Origin of the sequence: Luminiphilus sp. nBUS_16, from assembly GCF_051201645.1 — a bacterium.
GTDB lineage: Bacteria > Pseudomonadota > Gammaproteobacteria > Pseudomonadales > Halieaceae > Luminiphilus.
The window spans coordinates 474,523-496,993 of sequence record NZ_CP179205.1; the positions used below are offsets into that span (position 1 = coordinate 474,523).

Below are 22,471 nucleotides of genomic sequence, written 5' to 3' on the forward strand. Positions count from 1 at the left end.
ATCAAAGAGGGGCTTTCAAAGGGCTGGCCTGCTGGGAAAAGGCGGCGTTAACGCGCGGGGCAAGGTGTCTTTCTTATGAATCGATAGCGTTAATCAATAATGTGAATCGATAGCCTTGTTCCTCAGCACTACTCAGTAGCATTAACCGATAGAGTTCAACAGGGGTACTGGTCAGTCGAGCTGAGCATCCCTTAGCCTTTAATGCTTAAACAGGCGGGCCTATCATTAGTCTATCGGTAGCTCGAAGTGCCCTCTACGCTATCTCAGGCGGAGCATGAGCTGTCGATATGGGGCGCCATGCAGGAGGGCCTAGCAGGAAGGCCTAGCAGGAAGGCCTAGCAGGAAGGCCTAGCAGGAAGGCCTAGCAGGAAGGCCTAGCAGGAAGGCCTAGCACTGAGCCCTAACTAAGCTCTGGAGAGTAAGCCAATTCTGACGTGCAAGCCCCACCGGGTAATCCGCTCTAAGCGACGCGGCCCATGGCTAGATGTACGCCTTTAACTCGAGTTTTTTTCAAGTGCTTGAGAATTGACTTGGGAATGCCCTCTGGCAAATCAATAGTGGAGCACTCCTCCAGAATATTGATCATGCCAATATACTGGCCTTCGATTCCCGCCTCGTTGGCGATGGCACCCATCAGCTCGCCGGGTTTCACCCCATGCTTGCGGCCTACCTCCACGCGGAAGCGCTCCATTGGAACATCGGGGTGGTCTCTCAGGGGGCGTGCTTCACCGAGGTGCTTTTCGTTTTTTGGTGCGGAAGGCGCATCTGACTCAGGAGAAGCGGATTTTTTCTGTAAACCTTGCCGACGTTCTTTGCGGTTAGGCTTTTTAGGCTTCTCGTCACGTGCGTCTTTAGTCCCGTAGGGTGCGTGCTTTTCGCCTTTAGCGTGCCTCGCACCTTTGCCGACCCCGGGATTGTGCAGCATGCCGGCTAGGGCAACGGCAATACTGCGGTAGTCGCAGTCGGGATCTTTATTCAGTGTATCAATAATTTCTTCTAGCTCTGCCTGCATCGGATCTGCAAGGGCAGTACGAATACTGTCGGCAAAGGCCTCACGGCGCTTGGCATCGATGGCCAACACCGAAGGCAGCTTAATTTCTGGGATCGATTGCCGCGTTAGACGCTCGATATTGCGCAGCATGCGACGTTCTCGAGGCACGACGAATAAAATCGCTTTGCCTTTGCGTCCTGCACGACCTGTACGACCAATACGATGAACGTAAGCTTCTTCATCGAAGGGCACGTCATAGTTGATCACATGTGTGATGCGCTCAACGTCGAGGCCGCGAGCGGCGACGTCGGTGGCGACTAAGACATCGAGTGCCCCGCTTTTTAAATCGCTGACGGTTCGTAGCCGCATTTTCTGGTCCATATCACCATTGAGCGGCGATGCTTTAAGGCCAGTCTGTCGGAGCTGCTCGGCGATTACCGTGGTGCTCTCACGGGTTCGGGTAAAGACAATCACACCCTCGGTATCTTCAAAAGCCAGTAGGCGCTTTAAAGCTTCAAGTTTGCTGGCGCCTTTGGCCAGCCAGTAGCATTGCTCAATGTTTTCGTTGGTTGTTGCAGCGGCTGCTACTGATATTTCAGCGGGGTTACTGAGGTGCTTGTTGGCAATGTCGCGAACCCGCTTGGGCATGGTGGCTGAAAACAGGGCGACTTTGCGCTGTTTTGGGGTTTTCGCCAAGATCGTGTCGACATCGTCGATAAAACCCATGCGCAACATCTCATCGGCCTCATCGAGGACGACGGCATTGATGCCCGTCAAATCGATACTGCGACGCTCAATATGATCCAATAGCCTTCCCGGGGTGGCGACAACGATATGTGTGCCCTCGCGTAAAGATTTTAGTTGCTGCCGCATATCGGCGCCGCCAAAAATGCTTAAAATTCTCAGGCCCGGCATGCCTCGGCCATAGCTACGGAAGGCATCGGCGACCTGCTGGGCGAGTTCCCGAGTGGGGCACAATACTAGTGCCTGTGGGCTACGAACCTTGACATCGATGTTTGCGAGAATAGGTAACGCGAACGCCGCGGTCTTCCCAGTACCGGTTTGTGCCAGGCCTACGACGTCGCGCCCTTCCAGTAACAGCGGGATGGTTCCTGCTTGGATGGGTGTGGCGGTCTCATAGCCAAGACTCTGCAGGTTTTCCTGTAGAAAGTCCGGTAATCCCAACGCATTGAAGCGGCTGGGCTGTGAATCTGGGGTGCTCATGGCGGGTAGTCCTCTCAGGGGATGCACACCCTACGCGCCACGGCATGGCTCGACAACCTAATTAACAGCGCATTTTTCCGTGTTTTTAGAGTGATCTTTTGGCGTTTTCAGGGAGTTAGAAGCCCTCTTTGGCAGGCATTCGCTCCGAAATTTTACCTGTTGGACTTATTTTGAGACTGGGTAGGATTGCCCCGAAAATACGGTCCCGATCACCTTAATGTCTCTCAATTTCTCATCAGGCACTGTCATTGGATCCTCGTCGAGCACTGTGAAATCAGCGATTTTTCCGGCACGGATTGAGCCCAAATCGTCTTCCATCCCTAAAATCCAGGCCGCATCAATAGTGACGCCGCGCAAGGCCTGAGCTCTTGAGAGGGCCTCACTGGCAATCCCCGGTGTACCACCGATGGTTTCCCTAGCGCTTGCGGCCCAAATGAGCGTTAGCGGCGATAGGGGCGCCATAGGGCTGTCGGAGTGCAGACCCGTGGGGATTCCTGCCCGCTCTAAACTTCCCAGTCTGACCATTTGCCCGGCCCGATCTTTGCCTAGCCAGTTCTCTGCGTACAACTCCGACAAAATGTAGTGGTAATAGGGGTTCGCAGAAACCAGCGCTCCCAGAGTTTTAAGCTGCCGCGTTTGGTCCTCTGTGCTGTAGGCAAAATGTTCGAGGGTCATGCGGTGGTCAGAGCGCGGCGATTCTCTCAGCAGGGTTTCCAATAAATCAATAAACCAGCCCGCCGCTGCATCGCCATTGGCATGGGCGTGTAATTGAAACCCGGCATCCCAAAAGGTCCGGGCATAGTCGTGGGTAGCCTTTCTAGGCGCCATCCAAACGCCTTCATGGCCATCGAGGTAGCCCGGCGCTCCGAACTGACTTAGACCGCTGAAGATGGCGCCGTCCAGCATGAGTTTGAAATGATTGCCGACCGTGACTCGACCAGAACTGCTCGCTTGCCAGCTTTTTACCTCGGCCAGTGCGGCTTCCGGCGGCACTTGCCGCGCCATGAAGTCTAGGATGATTGGAGTCAGGATGATGCGCGAGGGTACCGGATAGGCTTCAGCGACGGCGCGTATACCGTTTATTTCGCGTATGGGATCGCCGAAAACACCGGTCCCCATATCCAGCGCGGTGGTGACACCGCTTTGATGCATCATTTCGAGAAAATTTTGCATGCCCTTACTAAAGCGAGCGGGTTCGAAGAGAAAGCTTAATTTACCGACCACAGCTTTTAGGCCGCCCTCATAGAAGTGTCCTTTGTCCCAGTTGGCTTCAGGTGTTAACGCCGCATCCTCTGGAGTGACCCCCAGCATGTCCCAGGCCGCATCGTTACCAATAATTTCATGGAACGACCGGTGCCAAATCATCACGGGTTGGTCACCAAACCACGTATTTAAATCATCGCGCCAAACCTCGCCGTGCCACAGGGGGTGATAGCCCCAGGCGATAAAAGGTGTGCTGGGATCGTTATGCTGAGCAGCCAGTGCTTGGAGTCGATTTTTGTAAGCTTTTGGTGTGGTTGCGCCCGGGAACTCTCCCGTTGGCAGCGTCCAGTCATCAGGCGCTAAAAAGGGGAATTGCGTCAGAATGGCGGGTAAGGTCGGGTGTACATGGGGGTCAATGAATCCGGGGACGAGTATGCGACCTTCAAACCGACGGTCAATTTTCCCGCCGCGGATACGCAGGACGGGCTCCATGTCGTCGAGGGTGCCTACCGCCACAATGCGCCCGTCTTGCACGGCGACTGCAGTGGCCTCAGGCAATGCGGGCTCCATGGTGCGTATTAACGCCGCGGTGTAAATCGTGACTTCGGCTTGTGCTGTGGTGAACCAAAATCCGAGGATCAAACATAGCACTGTGCGCGATAAGGCTTTCATAGTGTTCTCAAACCGGTAACAAGTGTTGAGAGTCTCCCTCAGCGAATGGTTTTAATCCAGTCGCCAATGCGGGGTTCGCCCACGGGGTAATAGCCGTTAATCAGTCTCAGCTGATCCTCGGCATCAGGGACGCGGGCGCCGGATGCGAGGCTTTTGAGCGTGGCACCCCGGGGCACCTGAACATAGTGCAGCGTGCGGCTGGGGCCCTTTGCTTTCTCTTTGGGCACTAAGGGTCGAAAACTCTCAATAACGACCAAGGCATCCGCGTCATTGCCTGTACCCTCAAAAAGAAAGCGGTACTTGTGATCGAGCACGGCTAAACGCTTCGCACTTGCTCCGGCTGTTGCTATTGCGGTGCCGCCCTTGAGGCCAAATTGCTCAAGCTCACGTTGATCGCTTAACGCTCCAGATGCTGTGCTGGTCAAATAATCAGCCGGTGTTACCCCTGCATCCAAGCGGGAAAGGGTGATCGCCACGGAGGCGCTACCGTCCTTTGAACTAACGGTGACATCTCTTGAACCTTGGGCTACCGACCAGCCCTCGGGGTAGCGGAAAGTGAAATCTAATTTGTTGTGATAAAACCGATTGGCCCCGGCTTGAGACTGGGCGCTGGCTCCAAAGACGAGACCTTCAACACGATTGCGGAACACGCCGGGGGCCTCAGGGTTTTCCGGCTGGTCATCAATATCGAGGGTGTTAGCTGTCTTAATCACCGTCTGCAGGCGCAGGTCATTTCGGGGGTGGCTGGCGTATAAGCCGTGGTAAGTGCCTGTCGGTTTGCCGGAAGCTTTGGCCTGAACGCGTCGGTACATTTCTTGGTCTTTTAAGACTCCAATAACCGATAGCAAGGCGTCGGCATCGTAGCCAGAGCGGTGCATAAATTCGGCTCCCGCAGCGTCTGCCTCCAGTTCCATATCTCGTCCGAAGCCACTAACAACTTCGGCGCCGTACATTTGTGCGGCGTCATAGAGGTCACCGCTGCCGGTCAGAATGTAGGCGGTGGTGGCCAGAACGGTGGTTGTTGTTTGCTGGGTTGACCGCCGGCTGTGATGGTTTTCTGTGATATGGCCTATCTCATGGGCAATAACACCCGCCAGTTCAGCCTCTGTTTCAAGGTAAGCCAGCAAGCCACGATTGACATATATAAACCCGCCCGGCAGGGCAAAGGCGTTGATATCCGGTGAGTCGAGCAGGGTAAACGTAAAGGTATCGTTGGGTCGGGAAGAGTTTGCGACCAAACGTTGCCCAATCGCATTGATATACTCGGCTGTTTCGGGGTCGTCATAAATGCCAATGGTGTCTATGAGGCGCTGATGCTCATCGACGGTAACCTCTGGCACTTCTACTTGCCTGCCCCCTACGGTCACTGTAGAGGAAGGCCCTCCGGTGCTGCCACAGGCGGTCATCATCAAAAGCAGGGTCAGGGATGTCAGAGTTTTCATAGGTCTGTTTTACATTTTGGCGGACAAATACTTGAGCAGTTGGTCACCCAGGCTGTCACAGGCGGTGCCTTGAACCGGGGCAATAATGGGTATCGGGACCACAACGGCGGGCATGTAGCTTTGGCCGCTGGTGTTAGCACTGATGCGTCCTACCTCAATTTCATCGGTGAAATCCCAGATCGTGGCCTCGTAGTCAGAGGCATTGCCCCAGGTACCAAAACCGAAACAGCCCGCTCCTCCGGGGCCCACCCCGCAGGTCATTGATCCTGAACTGTTGGTTTCAATTGTGGAGCCATCGATCCAGATCATGTACTCGAGCTTCAATTCCTCAAAGCGATCGGCGACACGTTGTTGAGCAAGAAGCTTGTCAATGTCATCGGTGCGTAGCGGTGCGGTGCGAGGTTCGAACCACGGGTACATCATGTTAATGAACTCAAGTTCATGGAGTACGGAAATCGAGTTATCGCCTCGGCGAATATGGTCACCGATGCACTCAATAAAATCGAATTCGGTTTCGTAGTCGGGGGCATGCCGTCGTCCCATAATGACTACTGACGCATCACCGATTCCTTCAGTAGGCTCAAGGAATGTCATCTCATCAACGGTGGCGTTGACGCAGCCCTGAAGTATTGACGCGGCGACTAATAAACCCGCGGTTAGGCTTCTTTGCAGCATTTTAGCCATCGGTTGCCCCCGCTCTTTCCGCTTCTTCGTTGGGCGCAGGCGGCAGTCCCTCGCTCATCCAGGTGGCAATATCAGGGACTCGGGAAAAAGAAGTGGCGAAGTTGGCGCCAGCGTCACGGAGCGCCACTACAGCGGCGAGATTCACAGCTTCCTCGTCAGACTGCAAAAAAGCGGTGGGGGTTTTGCCGTAGGCCGTCAGTGTCCAGTCGGCGAAATATCGATCGGGGTTTATAGATAAGTCGCCATTCTCATTGCCATGAACGTCCTCTAAGGCCACCATTTTAAAACGGTACTTCATCCAGATCTCGTAGATCTTTACGTTGGTGTGTAGCGGGATGGTGTACTGAAGATCGGCAACAGCTGGAACGATTACCGCGTCGACCGTGTTTTGATGGGCTGCCAAAGATTCGCTATCTTTTATCTGAACGACGCTTTCAAACATGCCATTTAATAGCGTGTTCCAGAATTCGACCTGAGCATCTCCCGTTTTAACCAGCCAGTCTGATTCAGCACGCCCCGCGGCCTCGTCAAAAATTTCGTGTTGGGCAAACTCATCGGTATAGATCACTGCGACAGTGAGGGGTAACGGGTCCATAAGAGGTTTCGGGAAGTTGCCTTGAACAACGACCTCTCGGGCGCCGCACGCCGTAAAAAGGAGCGCAACACCTAATGCGCCCAGTGCGCGTTGGTATTTACTAAGGCCTGAAGTTATTAAGTCCAACAAACGTGCCACCATTTTTGTAGGTCAGCTCTCGCATCAGTGTAGCAAAACGTACGCCAGTAACCTGTAACTCTGGCGGTCTTATAAATTGTACGGGAAACCCCACGCCGTGGATTCTGACGCGTCGCTCGCCGCCAAAATTCTGGGCATTGAGACGATCAACGGTTTCAACCACGCTGCGAATGGATTCCCCGGTAAATTCGTCGCCAAAAACATAGATGGACATCTTTTTCTTGGGATCATAAAAAGTACGCACCGCAGCGGTGATACCTTCAACCGGTGAACTGTTGGAGAAAACATTCCAATTGGTGAGGTTGCGCAGGATCAAGCTGCGCCTGGCAGGGGTATCGGGAATCCATTGTCCACGGTATCGAGAAAATAAGTAGTTACCCATGTCGTTGAGAACTTGTATGCCCTTGACCTCTGGGTAAATGTTAAGCGTCGCCTCCATTTCGATAAGCATTCTGTCCCAGGCATAGGAAAACATGGAGCCAGAGGTGTCGATGATGAAAATGATGTATTCACTGTCAACCGGAATCCCGCCGATCAACTGATTTTTTCGCTGACTGTTGACGCCTAATAGGCGCTTCTCTTCCTCGCTCAGTTGCTGTCGGGCTATGGCCAATTCTTGCTCAATGATGCTGTTAGAGTTTCGAGTGGTTTCAAGACTGTCATATCGAGACCGCGTGCTTGCCAAGGCACCTTGAAGAATGGCAATGCGCTCGCGGTATTCAGAGATTTGTTCTTGCTTGGCTTTGAGGTCGCGATTCAGGACGGTTGTTTCTCCCCGAATCTCAAACAGTTGCTCAGTCAGGTCAGCAACACGGCCATCGGCGACAATGGTTGAGCGTTCTAATATCTGGGGTTGCACCGTTTTTGTGATCATCAATAAGAGGATGACGGCACCAAAGCCACAGCAGATGACGTCCAGGAAGGATATGGAAAATTCTGGCGTTCCCCGGCGTGTTTTCATGGTGTGCAGCGCCTCATCGGAATCATGGCCAATCCCGAGAGGGCGACATGAATGAACCCCCACTCACCTGGGCCAGCTGCCAAAACTCGGAGGCAGCCATGGGATCTCCCTCCATGGGCGCCAAAATAATATTCACGGGTACGCCCGCTGGAAGTCGCTGAACCGCTTTTCGAAATAAACTGAGTCGATCACGGCCGGAAATCGTGGTGCGGCGTGGTGGTTCGTAACTTTGAGTGGGCAGGCCGTCGGTGATGAGAAAAATATTATCGGGACCGCCGGGGAGGCTGCCGACCGCATCAAAAGCACCATGCAGGTTCGTACCTCCGCTGGGGAGACGATCACGCAGGGCTTCAGTGGCCGCCTTTAATTGTGGCGCGTCTGCCACCTCCAACCATTTGCCCGCAGTCTCCGAGAGAATCGGTTGGGCTTCGGTGTTAAAGGCAATAATTTGATACTGGGAATTTATGGGAAGCTGAGAAGTAAGCCAGTCGACGGTGTTGAGCGCACGCTGCCATTTATCCGCTGAGCGCTGTAGCTCAGGGTCCATGTTGCGCAGTCGAATGACGTTGACAATTGAATCGGCCAGCATACTGGCTGAGGTATCGACAAGAATAGCAATGCGGTTACCGCCCAGATTTAATCCCGTTAGGTATTGTCGGTTGCCATCGCCGGTGAAGTCCCTGGCACTTTGTCCCGCTTCTTCTTTGGCTGCTTCCCGAAGCTTATTCACCCGGTCCTCAAGGCGATTGATTTCTGCCTTGAGGGCTTCGACATCGGTCGTATCGGTAAACCCTTCCTCTTCTAGCGAGGCGATCAGGGCCTCGTAACGATCGAGGTCTTCGGTCACTCGAGTGGCTAGGCCCTGCGCTTCAACAATGTCGACGTCGACGCTTGCGACGGCATTGCGCAGGGCTACCAGCCCCAACTGTCCCTGTTCAATGTCGTCCTCTAGAAGGTCAATTTCTGAGAAGACTTCAGCATTGAGGGTGAGGGCCTCTACTTCCATGGAGTGATCGATAATAAGAAATACCAGCACGACGGCGCCAAAGCCACAGGACATGATGTCCAGAAAGCTGAGGTTAAAGGTTGATGCTTGGCGCTTGCGCCGGGCCAATGCTCAGTCCTCTACCACGATGAGTAATCCGGTAAAGCCGGTGTCGTCGTCTAAATTATCCCCGGCTTCAAGCACCTGATTGGCCTCAGCCAACTTGGAATTAACCCGCAGATTGGCCGATGCGTTGGCCACTGTGACGCCAGCTTGTGCACGTTGCAGCACCGTACCATTTGCTAGAGCGGTAGTGTCGCCGATGCGCTGAGCTTTAGACCCTACAAGAATATGTGTGGGTGCCGGCGCTGGCGCCGCTTCTGTCGATAAAAAGCCAGTTTCAGCAGTCTTCGCCTCGCTGTGAACAATGGGTACCCGGCGGTTTAAAGCGAGCTGCTCAGGCGCCTGGAGCAATTCAGATTGACAATTCGCTATGACGCTTGCGATCACCTCTGCTGTGGCGTTTTGGTGGGAGACAGCGAGGGTTAAGCCCGGTAGCAAGTTCAGGGGACTCTCAAGCACTACGGGTGTATCACTAGGCAATAGGGGTTCTAGCATTCGTCCGTAGGCTGCACCGACGCCCCTCAGGTCGTCTCGGGTGATACGTGCGGAGTAGCCGCTAATGGCTATTTGGGTCTCTGTTTGATTTTGCAGTGTTGTCAGTGCCAGAGGTAAGGCGTCGTAAAGTGACTGCTCAGCATCAGCGCTGCGCAGAGGGTCAAAGCGTGTTTGTGCCACAAAGCTTGCGGCAATAGCGGTGGCTAACCGATCTTGGAGTGCCAGCATGCCCTCTCCAGGGATAACTTGACTCGCAGTGGCAGTGACACTGTCGCCCTCAGCGCTAAACGGTGTGATCAAGGTCTGGTGCAGCTGCAACTCTACATGCAACCCACTAGACAGACCGCTGGCAGCGCCAATCACCGCACTGCGGTGAACTAACCCTGCGATGTCAAAGGGGAGGTGCTCAACAATTCCTAGCAGTAGCGATAGAGCCTCACGGTCCATGCTGCCCGGCGCGGTTAACAGCACCGATTTTGGTTGGCTGGCTAGCTGGTGCAATTCTTGTAAATGCGCATGAACGAGGTCTGCCCCATGTCTGGCCTGCCCCAGTGGCGGCGACAGGGGTTGGGTGCTCAGCTGTGACCAATAGCGGGTGTTGACGGCGCGAGGTGTACGTCGCTGCGTTCGCATCGCAGGCAGGCCAAAGCGAAAGTGATTGCCGTCAAACCAAGCATAACCCGGTGACTCGAGGCAGGTATCACCGTGCCAAAGTCGCAGAGTACTGTCGTGTAAATCTAATAGCGCCGTCATAGACGTGGCACTGCCAGATGACGCAGCAATTTACGGTCAATATAACGCTGGGTATTGAGTACCAATCGCTCCTGAGACAGTTGAAGCTGATGCAGGGCGAACATAATGATGATGGAGAGCACCAGTGCCACAAACGTGCTGTTGAATGCAACGCCAAGGCTTACCGTCACCCCTGAAATATCGCCCTCCACGGCCTTATAAGCCTGGCCTAAGGCATCACCGATACCGCGCACTGTGCCGATAAAGCCGATCGAGGGAATGGCCCAGGAGATGTAACGCACCATTGATAGTTCCGAGTCGAGGCGGTCGGCTTCAATGTCGCACTGCTCCCGCACTGACTCGGAAACTGCGGGAATCGATTGGGTGGTTGCAAATCGTTGCAGGGCGTTCATCAGAGCTCGAGGTAGCAAAAAATCCTGCTCCTCTTCTGGTAACGCCTCGAGGATTCGAGAATATTCGCGGCTGTCCTGAGGTAACAAGCTGGTGCCGGTGGGCACCTCAATAAGGCTTTTATCGAGCATGCTCTGCTCGTCTCGGGTGCGTTTGCCTTTCATCCCCATGATGGCGAGAGCCCACAGCAACAAAATAAAACAAGCTTCCTGCTCAAGGTCTCGAATAACAATTGCCAGAGTGCGCTGAGAAACCACGTCCTCCCCAGCAGCTTGCATGGCAGCTTGCACGGCAAGCTGGGCATCTGCGGTAGGCCTGATGACGCCAATATAAATGCCGTGCACGACAATAACGGCAAGCAAGAGCGCGAAGATCTGATAGAGAAATTCATTGTTCAAACGCAGATTCATGCTGGGCTAAACCTCTTCAGATATCGACAGGAAAAGACACCGAGCTGTCTTCAGAAATACGCTCGCTCGGCTCATATTTGAGACTGGGCTGGGCTGTGGCCGCATTCTCGATGGGTGGTTCAGATGTGCTTTGGTCGGCATTGATGTCATTGGTTGATGTTGGCGCGGTCTTTGATGAGGCTTCGTCTGTGGGCGTCTCGGGTGCGGCCTCTTGCGCCGACAGCGGGTAACCGAGGGCGCCAACCAGCAGAGCGGTCAGCCACAGGCAGCGATGATTGATTTGCTTTCTATTCAGCATAGCGTGCAATCCTGAATCCCAAGTCGTCTCGCCCTGAGGCGCCGTAGTCTCGGAAGGTTAATCTTAGCTCAGCCAATCGACTCAAAGCCCAGCTGGCCCCTCGTACCGTGTAGTTGTCGCCTTTGAGGGCGCCCATTGGGTCGGTGGCACTTTTGGCGTTGGCCGATGGAATGACGTAAACGTCGTGTACCCACTCAGCCACGTTGCCTCCCATATCGAATAACCCCCGGTGGTTTTTTGGGAAACTCCCCACTGGTGCAGAAACAATGTAGCCATCAGCATAGCCATTGAGGATGCGTCCTGTCACCAGTGCGGAGGTGTTGTCGGCAACGTTGACAACCGGCTGGCTGGGAGGAAAGTCATCACCCCATGCAAATTTGCGATAACTTTCACCTTCAATCCTTCCCGCAAATGACCACTCTGCCTCACTGGGTAACCGGTAGCCGGTGCTCGACGGATTGTAGCCATCGATAATGCCTTGGGTGTCTCGGTAGAATGGCGGCAAGCCTTCTTTGATGCTCAGCCAGTTGCAAAACCGTGCCGCTTGCTGCCAGCTAATTTTAACCACGGGCTGTTGCTCGCGGTTGAGGCTGTTACCTTCAATTTGCCCGCTATCATGACTCTCTAAGAACATTCGAAACTGCGCGTTAGTCGTTTCTGTCGTTGCCAAGTAAAACGCACGCTCCAAAGTGACATTGTGCAGGACCTCGTTGGAGCGCCGCCCTGGCTCCCGGCGGGAAGCGCCCATGCTGAAACTGTTTAAAGGTTCGGCCAAGGGGTCTATTAGCACCAGCGTTTGTCCCAACGCTGAAGTGATTTCGGGTGTAAGCGCCGCTTTTCGAGCTTCAGCCTCTGTTAGCAGCGTTACCACTACCACTTGCTCAAGGCCCTGCCGGGGGGTCACGCGCAGACGCTGACTGGCGTATCCCTCTAACTTAACCTCAACCCGTTGCTCTACGGCTGCCAAGTCTAGCGCTTGGTTACCGCGGCCTCTTGACCGACCATTAATAAATAATTCGGCGTTGCCTGGAGCCAACTCAAAGGCAACGTTACCAAGTTTGGGTTTCAGCGTTGTAACCCGACTCGCAGTGGCGCCTTTTTCTAGCGAAAGGCTAAAGCTCTTTCGCGAGTAGCCTACTTTGTTGACCTGCACTCGATGTTCACGACCGGGGGCGAGCTCGACAGTCAGTGGCGTGAGACCCATAAATTCGCCGTCAATGGTGACATTGGCAGCACTTGGATTTGATTGTAAATCTAGGACGCCCGCGGCGGGTACAAGGGTTACTGACTCAAGGGTCTGATTAACACCCGCGACCACTTTTAGATCGCGGGTTGCGTCAATGTAACCCGGTGCTCGCAAACTCAATCGGTGCTCACCACTCAAGACTTCGATCACCTCACCGGAATTTGCCCTTGGTTCGTCATCTATCCAAACTGTGGCGTCCTTGGGTATCGCTAGGGCTGTGATATTGGCCCAATCAGGCTCCAAAGCTATCGACAGGGTTTGTTCGACGCCCCGCCCGGTAACCTCCAGTAACTCTTGTTGGGCTTGGTAACGCGGTAGCGTGATCTGGAGCGATGTTGGTCCGGCTTCAAGGTTTAACGCTTGCAGTGGCGTAGTGCCAATGACTTGCCCGGCGATTGCTATGCTGGCTCCAGCGGGTTCACTGAGCAGTGTGACGCGCCCCGGTAAGATAGCGGGAGTCACCAAAAGCTGTTGACTGTCGGCATCGGTAACCAAGGTCTCCTGTTGCCAGTCGCGATAGCCGGGGACCTGTACGGTGATGAGGTACCGACCGGGTCGAATCAAATAGCGCTTGCCCAAGGGCACACTGATGCCATCGATATCAATGGTTGCCGATCCTATCGCGTCTACTTGGACTTCCAATGATCGTGCGGTGAGCAAGAAAAACAGTAGGGTCGTTACAATCAGTCCAACAGTGGCCAAAATAATTTTCGGCCAGATGGGTGGACGCTCCGGGCGCTTCCCGGGGTCCAGTGGTTGAAAGCCCGAGGGCTTAAGAGCTTCAGCACTGTCTCCTGATACCGGAGCAAAGCCTTCGGCAGTGAGGGGACGCATATCGTCATTTTGAGTCATAGGGCTTCTACTCAGATGGCCTCTACACAACGCACATCAATCTCTGCACGGCTATCCGGTTTGATGTCAAAGTTGATGCGAACATCTCTAAACCCGTTTCGCACTCCAAGGGCGGTGTAACGCCCGGGGCGTAAGGTGAGTTCCGAGTTTACAAAAGTACCCAGCCTCTTTACCCGAAGCAGGGTGACGTCGGTTTGGTCGTCAGACGTAAATCTGACGGTGACTGGCGTTTTTGCCCAAAGCAGCAGCTTTTCGAGCTCTACCACTTGCCCTTCCAATACTGGCCCCCGAGGCTCTATCGCCACGGCTTCTGCCAGAACGATTTCCGCAGCCTGCAAGGCTCTGGCGTCAACCAACCGCTCCGAGTCTGCCAATATGCTGTTTAGAGCAGCGGCCAGTTCGGCGCGGGGCGCTGCTTTTTTTAGGCCAGCTTGGGCGTAAATGAGGGTGCTGTCGATACTGAGTGCTTCTTCGTAAGTCGCGACGGCATCGGCCCAGACTTCATTGCGTTCCTGTGCTTTGCCAGTGTTGGCCAGTTCGCGCAGCTTCGCTGCGGTCTGAGCTGCGGCGAGCTCCATCTGGGCGGATTGGGGTTCTGACGCCCCGGGACGAATTTGACCCGCCTTCTTAAAAAATTGTTCGGCGGTTTTGAAATTCTCTTCATCCAATGCCGCATAACCTTCGCTCATGGCCCTTCGAAAGCGGGCTAAAGCGTCGGCTTCTTGATATTGCGCCAACAACGCGGCAACGCGCTGGTGTTCTGGATCTTGCTTTTGAGCGGCCAACGCCGCTTCAACAGCAGCTCCCGTGTTTCCCTGCACGGCAGATTCAGCAGCGGACTGCAGTGCAGCAGCGACATCGGGAATTTTAGTGATGCGCTCGAGCAGACCTGGCAGCTCCGGGTCTCCGGGTTCAAGTAGCGTAAGCAATTCGTGTCCCTTTTGTGCTGTTGCAGCGTCTCCTGCCTCAATGGCTTCTAAAGCTTGGAGACGTGCTGCCTGCCCCCGCTCTGAAATACTGTCTTCAAGAACGGCGAGGCCCGCCGCCGCCTCTTGGTAAGCGGCGGCAGCTTCTACAAACAGCCGCTCTCGGTAGGCTTCGTCACCCTCCGCAGCAACTGCGAGTGCAGCTGCGTACGCTTCTGGGGCCCAACGCTCTACTGAGAATTCTTCCAGTGCTTCTTGGGCCTCCAGCACGACCTGAAGGGCATCTTGGGCCAGTTTTCGAAGTTTTTGCTGCTGCGCTTCGGCAAAGGGGCTGCGCTCTTCCCCTGGCGTATCGCCGCTGACGGTGCCGCCTGCCTGAGTGGGGGTGCCGCTTAGCGGGCTACTTTCAGTAGGAACGGGCGCTGCAGGGTTATCGGTTGAAATCACACTGGGTAAGACGACGAAGACCACGATGGCCGCAATGAATAAAGCGATAGCAGCGGGTATTAGCCACTTGGGTCGCCCATGCTCCGCCTCGGCCAACCCCTCCGGCGTAGCTGCTTGGGGGCTGAAAGCGGCGGCCTTCAGGGGCTGTTCATGGGAATCACTCATAGTATCGTTAACGGCGACGTCAGTCGGTTTCAGAGTTGTCAGGTGCCAGATCGGTAGCCTGATCATCGGGCATGTCCAACGCCCCGATTTCAGTCGCGTAGATGTCGGCCATGAGCTCCCTCCATTGGCCATATTGGTCTTCAACATTGCCAGAGAGACGCACCGTTCGGTCTTCTAGCTCAATCACTCTGGGTGTGATCTCTGCCGACAAAGACTGTCCCAACTCTTCAATAGCCAGCGAATGAATACTCGATTCGGCGCGCTTTTCTAAACCGCTTTTTAGTAAGTAGGCGCCTCCCGCAATGCCAACTACCCCGGCTGTATTCGCGTAGTCACTGCTAGACCCCTGAGCGGCAATGCCAGCGATAACTGCCGCTGCACCTGCGATGAGACGTTGGTTAGCTTCACTCTGAAGCTCCCGTTGGGCCACCACCTCGTCGTAACTTAATTTGCGCCACTCTTGATAGGGCGTATACATATCTTCGGCAAAGCCGGTGTAATAGCCCTGCAGGGTGTCGACAAATATATAGTTACGCTGTCGTAAATTCCGCACGCGTTCCAGCATGGGATCATTTTCTGCGGGTAGTCTTTGGATGTTATAAATGCCGTTTTTGTCCTGAGCTAGGTAGTCCTGAAACGCGTCTTGAGCAAATGTTCTGGCAAAGCGCAGTTCCGCCACTTGCCGAATAGCGATACGTTCCTGTGCTGATGTGCGATTGAAAACGACCAACATATCGTTGGCTATTTGCCGATACACCAGCAAAAAGGGGTCGCGATCAGCGGTTGCCCGATTTTCGTAGGCATAGCGACTGGTGACTCCCTCGTAAGTTTTTTCGATCCATGGTGTCCCGCGAGCATCCGTTACTTTGACAGCCAACTCCAAGTGCTCGCCGTCACTGTGCAGTATTTTTCCAGTCACCAATAAATCCGTAAATTGACTGGTATCGGGGACCACGCGCACTGCACCCCAAGCGCCTACTTCCTCGAGGGTAGTAGTCAGTTCTCTCGCGATAAAAGTGGCTTCAGCACGGCGGATTTCCGGATAAACCCGTTCGTCGTCTTGAAGTTCGCCGATGCCAGGATCAAGAATTGCGACCCCAACATCCAACACCTGAGCATCTGGGATGGGCTGGGGGGGCTGTGCTAAGGGCGGCACCGAGGTGCTTTTTACGGTTTGATTGACGCAGCCCGTTAGCATGACCGCCAACAGCAACAATATGGCCCGTGCAATCATGCCTCAGGTACCTCTAGGCCTTTGTATTTACGGTATTCATTCCAGAGTCTCTCTCTAACTTCGGAGTCGGGCTCTCGCATTGCTGCTTCGCGAAGTTGTCGTGCCACGACATCATCGTCGGCACCGTCGGGAATGTCGACTGGGGGTTTATAAATAGCAGGATTTTCGGGGGGCGCGCCACCGCCGCTGGCACCTCCCAGTCCGCCGCCAATCCCGCCGCCGTCGCCCATGGCAACATCATCTTGATAGGGCGACCGACCGGAGGTTCCCGGACCTGCAGGTTCGGGCTGTTGTGTGGTTGTTGGTTGCCTACTGCGCTCCATTTCTCGTTGGCGCTGCTGCTCTTCTAGAATTAATGCGTCGAAATCGCTGGTGCTCTGCTCGAGCTGCCGATCCAGTATAGCGACCTGCTCCATGGTGGTAAGGGTTCCATCGACCCCAGACATGCCCTCCATGCCGCCTTCGGCTCGGGTGCCTTGAGCGGCAGGACGCTGGCCATAAGTAGATCCTTGCGAATTGCCTGAGGGATTACCTTGCCCCTCGTCATCTCCCGAGGCATCCCCCGTGCCCTGAGTTTCAGACTGACCCTCTGCTTGTCCTGACGCGTCGCCATAACTTTCATCAAATGTTGGCAGTACGTCGCGCATATCCGGTAGGGCCTCTTGCCCCGGAGTATCGCCGAACCCTGGCTCAGTGGCGTTCCCTTGTGCTGCCTCTCCCGAAACGGTATCGCCGGGCATGGCGGCGTCCCCTGATCCTGAATTGTCGCCGGCAGGTTGAGGAAAGCTGTCGCTGCCGGGTTGGGTGCTACCGGCGTCCCCCGAAGGCGATGAGGCGCCCTGAGTCGGGCTCGGGGGGCTTGAGCTGGCACTGTTGCTCGAATTTGAGCTACTACTTGGGCTTGAGCTGCTGCTCGGGCTTGAACTTGAGCTGCTACTCGGGCTTGTACTTGAGCTGCTACTCGAGCTTGAACTTGAGCTGCTACTTGAGCTAGAACTTGAACTGCTACTTGAGCTAGAACTTGAACTGCTACTCGAGCTGGAGCTTGAGCTAGGCGGTGGCGTTGATGCGCTAGGTGGCGAAGGCGTCGAAGGCTTGGTAGGGGTGCTTGCGCTTGGACAGCCACTGAGCAGTAAAACGGCGCTTACAACGCTGACTACCCCGATACTCTTATGAATGACTCGCTGCATCATGCCGATCTTATTCCCCTGTCTCAGTTGTCGACGCGGCGGTAACCGATGGCGCCAAACCGCGCCATGATACGGGTTCAAAGGACCAAACAAGGCCCTCTTGAGCAACCGGCATACCATCGGCGAATGGCGGTCGGAATCGCGTATTTTTCAAAGCGCGTACCAGTCGCCGTATAGCCTTCTCTTCTTCGACCTCGGGTTCTCGCAGTCGTTCCAAATTAGTGACTCTGCCCGTACCCGAAATATCAAAGCCTATGACCAGTGTGCCATCTTCTCGGGTTTCGTGTTGAGGGAGTGGGGCATTGCCTGCAAGCAATGGTAAGGCGGTGGGTTGGCTAAACAGATTGACCACCCTAGCGCTGCGCTCTTCCTCTGGAATAGCCTCAATGAGACCCAGTGCTTCACTATAATAGACCTGCGCTCGGTTGAACTTGCCAAACCACCAAGCCCAATCGCCAAGGGCAATGGTGTCGTCGATAGTTTGCTCAGCTCCCAAATTATTGATGACGTTGACCTCGAGAATTGCCTTGAGCACCGATTCTCCACGACGGTAGGAGTCATTATTGAGGGGTACCAAATTATCGTCAGCGCTACTCGATGAGCTCCTAGTCGGTGAAAAGGCTCGGTAACCTGCAAAGAGGTACTGGGTTTCCATCATGCCCGTCAGGGGGATTTTCAACGCCAGCGATCGATCCCCATAGGTGTCGATAGTTTCGTTAAGCGCCATGCGATAGAGATCCCAGCTAAGCATTAATCTTCCCGCCTGAGTTTCGGGGTCTCCAATCTCTAAAAGGTAGGCCTGCCGCTGCCACTGTGCTTGCCGCAGTAGCGCTTGAGACGAATCCGCAGGGCTCGTTAAAGCGCGGCGTTCAACGCGGTAGAGATAACGCTGGCGCTCATCGACGAGGGCGAAATCCCCCAGTGCCATGTGGCTTAAGATCTCACCCCGCAGCAGCGTCAGCTGTTCGGCGCTATAGAGGCCTGAATTGATGCGCGCCAGTTGAACACCGCGTTTAAATACCTCCACCGCCTCCGCATGACGTTTTAGTTGCTGCAGGGTGGTGCCTAGGCCTACCAAATGCTCCGTAAGTGCCGGGGCGTAAGCGCCGCCTGCGAGCTCTGCCTGCCGAATAGCTTCGCGATATTCCTCTACCAGTCGCGACTCGGGCGCCAATACTGCCGCTGGCGTGGGAGCGCTGTCGAGTTTTCCACTCATATCGATAACCAAAGCCGCTGCCTCGTCGGTCGCGCTGCTTTGCACGACACTGGCCTCGTTTTCGCTAACCGAGGGCTGAACCCCGTTATCGGCTTCGTTCGCCATGGTTGGGGGGTTGGGGGTGCCAGTTGATGGCGCATCCTGCGTCTGCGGTGCTGCTTGCGTCAGCGGTTCGGGCGACGCCGTTGAGGACAGTGCAGTAGCGTTTGATGGCTCTGCATTTGCCACAGGCGTTGCCGTTACAAACAGCGCGAGTAACAGCAGGTGTTGATATTGTGATGGCTTGGCATGCTGCAGCATGATCGTCGCCTCTTTAAGTTATGGCCTACCCCAATGATGGCGGGTGAGCTACCCATCATTAGGTGAGCGCATTGCGTCTTTGATCCGTATAATTGCTTTACGCTTCACAGCCCTTGTCGGAGCACCCCTTTAAATCTAGCAGAGAGAGTGGTTTTGGGACAATTTGAGCGCGATACCGCAGTGAGTCGTTTGTCGGACAGTCGCTGGCAGTCAGAGTTTCAGCGGGGGTGGCGCATAGGCTCCACCATGAATGGGGGCTATGTGCTGTCTGTGATCGCTCGTTCCCTGCGCGAGGCGCTGCCTCACAAAGACCCTTTATCTATTAATGCTTTCTATTTAGCCCCCTGCCAGCTGGGACCTTGTGAAATCGAGGTCGAGATCCTGCGTGAGGGGCGAGGCACTAGCTTTGGCTCCGCCAGTTTGTATCAAGAGGGTGAGCTCAAGGTTCGTGCTACTGCGGCATATACCGACAATGAGCGCTTAAACGGAGAAACTTGGGTAAATAGCGAGCCCCCAGTCGTGCCCCCCTTTTCAGAAACTGAGGGAATGAGCGCACAACATCTCGAGATTCATGATCGCATTGATATGCGGCTCATCCACGGTCAAGAAGTCTTTGAAAAAGGGATTGCTTCGAGCACGGGGGAGTTTGTCGCTTGGTTACAACACCGGGATGAAAGCCCTTGCGATACGCTGGACTTGGCCATGTTCGCCGACATTATGCCGCCCCCGCCTTTTACGTTGTTTGGCCCCTTTGGTTGGGTGCCCACAATCGAGCTCACAGTACAGTGCCGTGCCAAGCCGGCACCGGGGCCACTTCTGGGGCGTATGCGCTCCCGCCACTTAACACAGTCTCTGGTCGAGTCTGATGCAGACCTTTGGGATTCCAACGGTGCTTTAGTGGCGCTGGCTAGGCAAACAATGAAGGTCAAACTCCCCGAGGGCTGGGAGACGCGACCGAAGTAAGCTCAGTAGTTGCCCTTTGGTCTATTCACCGAGCGACATGGCCTCCAGGTCTGCGCAAGTCAGAGTACCCGTAGCGCCAGGGACCATCCAGTTGAATAGAATTCGTGCGTCCCAACGTCCGTCGGGTTGACTCAATGTTGTGGCCCATCCCCTTCAGAATGTTGAGGGTGTCTTGACTGATACCGGGTTCAATGAGCACCCGATCAGGCATCCATTGGTGGTGCACTCGAGGCGCTGCGGCGGCTTCGGCGATATTCATATCAAAAGTCATGGCGTTAAGAATGGTTTGCATGACGGCTGTGATAATGAGCGATCCCCCGGGGCTTCCGGTCGCAAGCCAAGGCTCGCCGTTACGAAAGACCAGAGTTGGCGTCATTGATGACAAGGGTCTGCGACCCGGTGCTACGGCATTTTTCTCACCCTGCACTAAACCGTAAGCATTGGGAAAACCGGGCCTAGCGGCAAAATCGTCCATTTCGTTATTCATCAAAATCCCTGTTCCGGGAATGGTGATGTGCGAGCCGAAACTAAAGTTTAGGGTGTAAGTATTACTCACGACATTGCCAGCGCTGTCGGCGACCGAATAGTGGGTGGTGTCCGGGCTTTCGGGGGTGGGCATGACCCCGGGGGCGATTTCCGCAGAGGGCGTGGCAGAGTCTGAGTTTATAAGTCCTCGTCGCTTGCTTGCGTAATCTTTTGCTAACAAAAAGTCGATCGGAGCTTCCATGCGCTCAGGATCACCCAAGTGCTCGCTGCGGTCGGCATAAGCCAGCTTCATCGCCTCGATTACGTGGTGCAGATACTGAGCCGAATTATGGCCCCAGGTCTCTAGAGGATAGGGCTCGAGAATGTTGAGCATTTGGATAACATGGATTCCGCCAGAGGAGGGCGGGGGGGCCGAGACAATTGCGTAATCCTTGAATTGGCCGGTAACGGGGGCGCGCTCCACAGCAACGTAGTTAGCGAGATCCTCTTGGGTAATTAGCCCGTCATTAGCAGCCATATCTTTGGCGATTAATTCGGCCGTAGGCCCTGCATAAAAGCCATCTCGGCCATTGTCGGCGATTCGCTGCAGTGTGGCGGCGAGATCGGGTTGCTTGAAGAGACTGCCAATGGCGGGAGCCTTACCATCGTTCCCCAGAAAAATTTTCTTTGTTTCAGGATCTTGGGCCAGCCGTTCGGCACGAGCACTGATATTTTGGTGCAGTGTAATGTCCATGACGAAGCCGTTTGCGGCGAGATCGATCGCGGGCTGAATCACGGTGGCAAGGGGCAGAGTCCCATATTCTTCGAGGGCGTGAATAAGCCCCGCTACGGTTCCAGGTACACCGGAAGCTTGATGACTAAAGTAGGCGCGGCGCTTGTCGACTTTGCCCTCGGGTGTCAGGAACATGTCTCGAGTTGCCGCGGCGGGTGCCATCTCCCGGTAATCAATAAATACGTTGCGGTTTTCAGCAGCGAGATGCACCAACATAAAGCCACCGCCGCCGATATTGCCGGCTCTAGGCAAAGTCACCGCTAGCGCGAAGCCGGTGGCGACTGCAGCGTCGACAGCATTGCCGCCCTGACTGAGCATGGTTAGGCCCGCTTCACTGGCAAACCGCTCTGGGCCCACCACCATATTGCCGTCCGCGGCCATGGGTACAAAGCGACTACGAAAATCGATCAGGGGTGCCTCGCTGGAGACCACCTCGGCTGACTGGATTTCTGCGGTGCCTAAAAACAGCAGGGTGCTCAATGCGGCAATTTTGAATCGGTCAAACATCGGGACAGTCCATTTTTTGGGGGCAAAAAAAGCTAACGCGTAATTTCTGTGAAAACCAGTCTTATCTATCTCGCTCAGCAAGCGGGTTACACTGTATCTGTTAGAGCTAAACGAGTGTACCTGAACATGAACTACGAAGAACATCGGCGCAACTATGTGTTAGGCGGTTTACGTCGCGAAAACTTAACCGACGACCCGTTTGAGCTGTTTGAAAAATGGCAGGCTCAGGCGATTGCGGCCGAGCTAAAGGACCCCACGGCGGTTTCCCTGGCGACGCAGGAGCCCGCGGGCAACCTGTGGCAAAGAATCGTGCTTTTGAAGGGCGTCAGTGAAGGTGGTTTCGTTTTTTTCACCAATTATGAAAGCAACAAAGCGCGCGCCCTAGCCGATGATCATCGAGGTGCGATGCTATTTCCCTGGCACGAGCTTGACCGGCAAGTCTCTGCGAGTGGATTCATCAAAAAAATAAGCGATGAAGAAAGCGACCGGTACTTTGCGAGTCGGCCTCGTGCCAGTCAGTTGGGCGCTTGGGCCTCCAGTCAAAGCCAGCCCGTTGCTGACCGTGACACGCTGATAAACCAGTATCAGTCGGTTGAGCAGCGTTTTGGTAACGACCTTATTCCGCGCCCCCCTCATTGGGGTGGGTACCGATTGATCCCTGAGCAAATTGAATTTTGGCAGGGAGGCGAGCACCGCTTACACGACCGCTTCCGGTACGAGCACACGGGCAGCGGCTGGAGCATTCAGCGTCTGCAGCCCTGACCTACGGGTTATGGAGTTGGCTTCTATGATCGGGTGCGATA

At 54.8% G+C, this 22,471-nt stretch carries 19 protein-coding genes; 3 read left to right on the forward strand and 16 right to left on the reverse strand.

The annotated features are described in order from the left end of the window. Nucleotides 1-460 precede the first annotated feature (460 nt). The 14 genes from ACMAY6_RS02135 to ACMAY6_RS02200 form a co-directional block, all read right to left on the reverse strand. A complete protein-coding gene (locus ACMAY6_RS02135; protein ID WP_435214051.1) occupies nt 461-2,215 on the reverse strand; it encodes a DEAD/DEAH box helicase in 1,755 nt (584 codons plus the stop codon). Between the two features lie 165 nt (nt 2,216-2,380). Beyond that, nucleotides 2,381-4,090 carry an amidohydrolase gene (locus ACMAY6_RS02140; protein ID WP_435214052.1) on the reverse strand — a complete coding sequence of 570 codons (1,710 nt, stop codon included), beginning with the start codon at nt 4,088-4,090 and terminating at the stop codon, nt 2,381-2,383. Between the two features lie 38 nt (nt 4,091-4,128). After that, complete coding sequence (locus ACMAY6_RS02145) at nt 4,129-5,532, reverse strand: M48 family metalloprotease (protein ID WP_435214053.1); 1,404 nt, start codon at nt 5,530-5,532, stop codon at nt 4,129-4,131. A gap of 9 nt (nt 5,533-5,541) precedes the next feature. Further along, the gene (locus tag ACMAY6_RS02150) at nt 5,542-6,216 is read right to left on the reverse strand and encodes a hypothetical protein (RefSeq protein WP_435214055.1); all 675 of its coding nucleotides are present in this window, start codon (nt 6,214-6,216) and stop codon (nt 5,542-5,544) included. After that, a complete protein-coding gene (locus ACMAY6_RS02155; RefSeq protein WP_435216093.1) occupies nt 6,209-6,949 on the reverse strand; it encodes a hypothetical protein in 741 nt (246 codons plus the stop codon). Before ACMAY6_RS02155 ends, ACMAY6_RS02150 begins: the two co-directional genes overlap by 8 nt. Next, nucleotides 6,912-7,910: a VWA domain-containing protein gene (locus tag ACMAY6_RS02160; protein ID WP_435214057.1), complete on the reverse strand. Its 999-nt coding sequence runs from the start codon at nt 7,908-7,910 to the stop codon at nt 6,912-6,914. Before ACMAY6_RS02160 ends, ACMAY6_RS02155 begins: the two co-directional genes overlap by 38 nt. Before the next feature lie 22 nt (nt 7,911-7,932). Then, nucleotides 7,933-9,024: a VWA domain-containing protein gene (locus ACMAY6_RS02165; protein WP_435214059.1), complete on the reverse strand. Its 1,092-nt coding sequence runs from the start codon at nt 9,022-9,024 to the stop codon at nt 7,933-7,935. A gap of 3 nt (nt 9,025-9,027) precedes the next feature. Then, complete coding sequence (locus tag ACMAY6_RS02170) at nt 9,028-10,266, reverse strand: hypothetical protein (protein ID WP_435214060.1); 1,239 nt, start codon at nt 10,264-10,266, stop codon at nt 9,028-9,030. Continuing rightward, nucleotides 10,263-11,066 carry a MotA/TolQ/ExbB proton channel family protein gene (locus ACMAY6_RS02175; protein WP_435214062.1) on the reverse strand — a complete coding sequence of 268 codons (804 nt, stop codon included), beginning with the start codon at nt 11,064-11,066 and terminating at the stop codon, nt 10,263-10,265. The genes ACMAY6_RS02170 and ACMAY6_RS02175 overlap by 4 nt, the downstream gene beginning before the upstream one ends. A 16-nt stretch (nt 11,067-11,082) precedes the next feature. Continuing rightward, a complete protein-coding gene (locus tag ACMAY6_RS02180) occupies nt 11,083-11,364 on the reverse strand; it encodes a hypothetical protein (RefSeq protein ID WP_435214064.1) in 282 nt (93 codons plus the stop codon). Next, complete coding sequence (locus ACMAY6_RS02185) at nt 11,354-13,462, reverse strand: SUMF1/EgtB/PvdO family nonheme iron enzyme (protein WP_435214066.1); 2,109 nt, start codon at nt 13,460-13,462, stop codon at nt 11,354-11,356. The genes ACMAY6_RS02180 and ACMAY6_RS02185 overlap by 11 nt, the downstream gene beginning before the upstream one ends. Before the next feature lie 11 nt (nt 13,463-13,473). After that, on the reverse strand, nt 13,474-15,066 hold the full coding sequence (locus tag ACMAY6_RS02190; RefSeq protein WP_435214067.1) for a hypothetical protein: 1,593 nt from the start codon (nt 15,064-15,066) through the stop codon (nt 13,474-13,476). Next, nucleotides 15,020-16,234, reverse strand: coding sequence for a hypothetical protein (locus ACMAY6_RS02195; protein WP_435214069.1), 1,215 nt, complete (start codon nt 16,232-16,234; stop codon nt 15,020-15,022). Before ACMAY6_RS02195 ends, ACMAY6_RS02190 begins: the two co-directional genes overlap by 47 nt. Further along, a complete protein-coding gene (locus ACMAY6_RS02200; protein WP_435214070.1) occupies nt 16,231-16,974 on the reverse strand; it encodes a hypothetical protein in 744 nt (247 codons plus the stop codon). The genes ACMAY6_RS02195 and ACMAY6_RS02200 overlap by 4 nt, the downstream gene beginning before the upstream one ends. A 133-nt stretch (nt 16,975-17,107) precedes the next feature. Between ACMAY6_RS02200 and ACMAY6_RS02205 the strand changes: the two genes are divergently transcribed. After that, nucleotides 17,108-17,410, forward strand: coding sequence for a hypothetical protein (locus tag ACMAY6_RS02205; RefSeq protein ID WP_435214072.1), 303 nt, complete (start codon nt 17,108-17,110; stop codon nt 17,408-17,410). Nucleotides 17,411-17,434: 24 nt separating this feature from the next. Here ACMAY6_RS02205 and ACMAY6_RS02210 read toward each other — a convergent pair whose 3' ends face one another. Continuing rightward, complete coding sequence (locus ACMAY6_RS02210) at nt 17,435-18,940, reverse strand: hypothetical protein (protein ID WP_435214074.1); 1,506 nt, start codon at nt 18,938-18,940, stop codon at nt 17,435-17,437. 147 nt (nt 18,941-19,087) lie between these two features. On the opposite strand from ACMAY6_RS02210, the gene ACMAY6_RS02215 reads away from it, so the two are divergent. Next, complete coding sequence (locus ACMAY6_RS02215) at nt 19,088-19,903, forward strand: thioesterase family protein (protein WP_435214076.1); 816 nt, start codon at nt 19,088-19,090, stop codon at nt 19,901-19,903. 25 nt (nt 19,904-19,928) lie between these two features. On the opposite strand, the gene ggt is transcribed toward ACMAY6_RS02215, so the two are convergent. Continuing rightward, nucleotides 19,929-21,668: a gamma-glutamyltransferase gene (ggt, locus tag ACMAY6_RS02220; protein ID WP_435214077.1), complete on the reverse strand. Its 1,740-nt coding sequence runs from the start codon at nt 21,666-21,668 to the stop codon at nt 19,929-19,931. A 126-nt stretch (nt 21,669-21,794) separates the two neighbouring features. Between ggt and pdxH the strand changes: the two genes are divergently transcribed. Further along, on the forward strand, nt 21,795-22,430 hold the full coding sequence (gene pdxH, locus ACMAY6_RS02225; RefSeq protein ID WP_435214079.1) for a pyridoxamine 5'-phosphate oxidase: 636 nt from the start codon (nt 21,795-21,797) through the stop codon (nt 22,428-22,430). Nucleotides 22,431-22,471: the final 41 nt, after the last annotated feature.